Annotated in this window: 1 protein-coding gene; it reads right to left on the bottom strand. The window is 47.2% G+C overall.

What is annotated here, in order from left to right; genetic code table 11:
- A partial coding sequence (locus tag GY683_RS02245; RefSeq protein ID WP_297287203.1) for an ATP-binding protein occupies positions 1–1,470 on the bottom strand: 1,470 nt, incomplete at both ends.

The raw sequence follows: 1,470 nt of genomic DNA, 5'->3' as shown, positions 1-1,470 counted from the left end.
GACCGAACCATCACCCATGATGGTAGCAGCCGAAATGCCATCGATATGTGAGAGCTGACGACCGAGCGGTTTGACGACAACTTCGATACGAGAGCCTGCAATCATATCCACTTGCAGCGCCATGCGCTGACCTAAGTCAGTACGAATAATAATCACGGGTACACTACTTGACTGGTGCGCTAGTGCGTCCACCGGGTCGCTACCGTACAAAATCTGATTGAGATAACGCAGACGATAGGCTTGTCCATCGATATTGATACTATCGGCATTCTTGGTATAAAAATTAGCAATCGCATCGATATTGACCCGCATCACACGTTCAATTTGCACTAATGGTACAGCAAAGTATTTATCGCCTGCCCTAACCATCAAGGCATCAGACACAGCAACTGTCAATGGTAAACGCATGGTAAAGCGTGAGCCTCTGCCACTTTCAGAGTCGACGGTGACTACACCACCCAGCTGTTTGACCTCACTTTGTACCACATCCATACCGACACCACGGCCTGAGATTTGTGATACGGATTTGGCGGTGGACAGACCCGCGTTAAAGATATATTGCATGATATCAAGTGTTTTTAGACTGGTATCTTTGGCAGAAATCAAGCCTTGCTCAATCGCTTTTTGGCGTACAGCGTTCACATTAATACCGCGCCCATCATCGATTAAGTTGATAACGATTTCACCACCTTCACGCAGCACTTCAAGTGTGATTAAGCCTGTTCTTGATTTACCACTTTCAATACGTTCTTGCGATTTTTCGATACCATGGTCAACGGCGTTACGTAGCATATGCTCAAGCGGTGAGGTAATACGCTCAAGGATATTACGGTCAATTTCACCTTCATCGTTTAGGATTCGTAGTTCAACAGATTTGCCAAGCTCAGTGGCTGTTTGGCGGACGATCCGTTGCAGGCGTGGCGTGATACGCGAGAATGGCACAGTACGTGAGTCCATCAACCCTTCTTGTAAATCAGTCTGGGTGCGTGATAATTGCAGTAGCAAGTTTTCGGTTTCACGGGTTTTATCGAGCATGGTGGTTTTGATGTCTAACAAGTCCGATGCCGACTCCGAGAGCGATTTTGACAGTTGGTTGAGCGCTGAATATTGGTCCATCTCTAACGGGTCAAAGTCACTTTCTAACGCATGCTCATCACCAATTTGTGACAAAATTTGAATCTCAAGCTCGGTTTCCATACGGCGTAGCTGATCTGCTAGACGCTGGACGGTTGCGCCCATCTCTTCGATATTGTTCGATAGACTCGATATACCCATCTCGATTCGTGAACGGTTGATCGCGGACTCACCCGATAGGTTAATCATGCGCTCCATGGTACTTGCAGAAATCCTAAGCATCTCAGCATTAAGGTTCGATTGATCTTGCTCAGATTCAAAGTTACCCGTCATCAGCGGCATGACGCTTAGGTCGCGCTGTTTGACTTCTAACGTGTCTTGCCCCAGACTACTGCG

The organism is Moraxella sp. (genome assembly GCF_024227015.1).
Classification (GTDB): Bacteria; Pseudomonadota; Gammaproteobacteria; order Pseudomonadales; family Moraxellaceae; genus Moraxella.
This window is presented reverse-complemented; position numbering and strand designations above follow the sequence as displayed.